General features: G+C 67.3%; 2 protein-coding genes and 1 pseudogene. All 3 read right to left on the bottom strand.

From position 1 onward, the window contains the following. Positions 1 to 106: 106 nt before the first annotated feature. Positions 107 to 1,450, bottom strand: coding sequence for a MotB family protein (locus tag EN984_RS31730; RefSeq protein ID WP_127301887.1), 1,344 nt, complete (start codon positions 1,448 to 1,450; stop codon positions 107 to 109). Continuing rightward, a complete protein-coding gene (locus tag EN984_RS31735; protein ID WP_127270048.1) occupies positions 1,447 to 2,073 on the bottom strand; it encodes a hypothetical protein in 627 nt (208 codons plus the stop codon). The genes EN984_RS31730 and EN984_RS31735 overlap by 4 nt, the downstream gene beginning before the upstream one ends. Positions 2,074 to 2,076: 3 nt before the next feature. Continuing rightward, positions 2,077 to 2,276 (bottom strand): annotated as a pseudogene (locus EN984_RS31740) (flagellar M-ring protein FliF); the annotation flags it as partial.

Raw genomic sequence — 2,276 nt, forward strand, 5'->3', positions numbered from 1 at the left:
CGCACCAGCTGATACGGCTGCAGCGCGTCCTGGGCGAAACCGGCCGACGGGTGTCCGCCGGCCAGCAGCAACAAACCAATCAACCGGCGGGTGACGGCCGCTCGCTTCATCCGCCGGTCGCCATCAGGATCTCGATGCGACGGTTCGCGGCCGCCAATGGATCGGCTGCTATTTTCGGCTGGCGGTCGGCGAAGCCGGCGACCTCGGTGATGCGGCGTTCGTCGACGCCGCCGCGCACGAGCATGTAGTAGGCGGAATGCGCGCGCGCCGTCGACAGCCGCCAATTGTCGTAGCTGTCGCCGCGGAACGGCCGGGCATCGGTGTGGCCGTTGATGCTGATGGTGCCCTTCTGGCTGTTGACGATGCGGCCGATCTTCTCCATCGCCAGCACCAGTTCGCGTCTCGGCAATGCCGAGCCGACCTCGAACATGCCGAAGTCGAGCTGATCGGTGATCGAGATGACGATCCCCTTGTCGGTGGCTTCGACCGAGACGCCGTCGTGCAGCTTGTCGCCGGGCTTGAAGGCATCGGCCAGCTGCCGCTTGACGTCGGCAGCTGCCTTGACGGCAGCCGCGGTTGGCGCCTTTTCGCCGATGTCGGGCTTGGCGGCCTTTTGCGCCTCAGGCTCTGCCTTGGCTGCGTCGGCGACCGTGGTGCCGTCCGGTTTGGTCTCGCCGGCCATTGCCGTGGCAGGGTTCGCGGCCTGCTTGCCGGTCGCGTCCTTGGCCAGCGGCTCAAGCGGTGCGGCCGCGACAGGCGGCACGGCTTTGACTTTGAGCACTTTCGTTTCGGCGGTCTTGTCGCCGGGCTTGGCCGGATCGCCCTCGATCTTCGTGCGCTCGGCGCTGGCTTCGGCGCCGGGCGCCGCTACCTGCTGCGACCAGAAATCCGGCTCGAAGGGATCGCGGTAGGAGGCGCCACCGGAGGCGCCGGTAGCCGGGCCGGCAGCCTGCACGCCGCCGTCGCCTTTCTGGCTGACATTCTGCATGACGCCGGTATCCGCGGCGATTTCCGAAAGCACCGCGTAGGGGTCGGCGAAGAGATGATCGTCGGAGCGTTCCGCCTGCTGCGGCTCCTGCTTGTCCTGCTTGCGGTCCGACGCGCCCGCGCCGGCATTGCCGTTCTGTCCGGCTTTGCTGGTCGCCTCTTGCGGATCGTCTGCCGTCAGCCCCATGGCGCGCGGTCCGTCGCCGAGATCCTCCAGGCCCTTGCGGCTCGAATTGCGGTCGACCAGCTTGACCGGGTTGAAGTAGCTGGCGACGGCTGCCTTGGTCTGCTCGTTGGCGGCGTTGATCAGCCACATGACCAGGAAGAAGCACATCATGGCCGTCATGAAGTCGGCGAAGGCGATCTTCCAGACGCCGCCATGGTGGGCCTCGTCATGGTCGTCATGGCTGCGCCGCACGATGATGATCTCGTGGCGGCCGTGGTCGGCGTCTGCGACGCTCATGCCAGGACCTCCGAGAGGACCGTCGACCATTCGGCCATGCGCGTCTCGAACACCGCCTCGTCGATGGCGACGGTCAGGTCGAAGCCTGGCGCCTCGACAAAATCGAGATTGGCGGCGCGGGGTCCGAGCGACGCCTTCAGTGTTTCGAACATCGAGAGCGGGCCGCGCACGACGATGCGCACCGCTTCGGCATCGCCGACCGCTTCGCGGATGGCGCCGGCCAATGCCTCGATCGAACGTTTCTGCAGATCGTCGCTGACGATGCCGCCGATGATGCGGGCGACCGTGGCGGCGACAAGTCCGGTGACGCGCGCCTCCATGGCATCGATGCGCAACGAGACCGCCTTGCCGACATCGTCGCCGAGGCTTTCGAGAAATATCCTTGCTTCCTCGGCATTGGCCTGGCGTTCGGCTTCGAGCGCGGCGTCATGCGCAGCCGACAGGCGGACCTCCAGCGCTGCCTCCGCCTGGGCAACCGCCTCGGCGATCAGCGTGCCGATATCGGCCTGCGGCGCCGGCGTCTCGGGCTTGTGTTCGGGATCGATTGCTGCCCGCGACTGGCCGGCACGTTGCGCGCGCGTCCCGAAATCAGGCAGAAGGTCGAAGAGGGCTACGGAGGGCATGGTTTACACCGCCACTTCCTGGGCGGCCCATTTGCGCAGGATCTGCGCGGTGCGCTCCTCGTTGAGGTCGACCATCCTGGCAAGCCTGTCCTGCGGCGCCGGCCGGATCTTCTGGCGAAGATCGTCGAGCGGCGTGGGGCCTGGGCGTGTGCCTGGCAAGGTCCCAATCGCGGCACTGTCGGTAGCCGCCATTGCTTCCGGCG

The sequence above is a fragment of the Mesorhizobium sp. M7A.F.Ca.CA.004.12.1.1 genome (genome assembly GCF_003997835.1).
Taxonomy (GTDB): Bacteria; Pseudomonadota; Alphaproteobacteria; order Rhizobiales; family Rhizobiaceae; genus Mesorhizobium.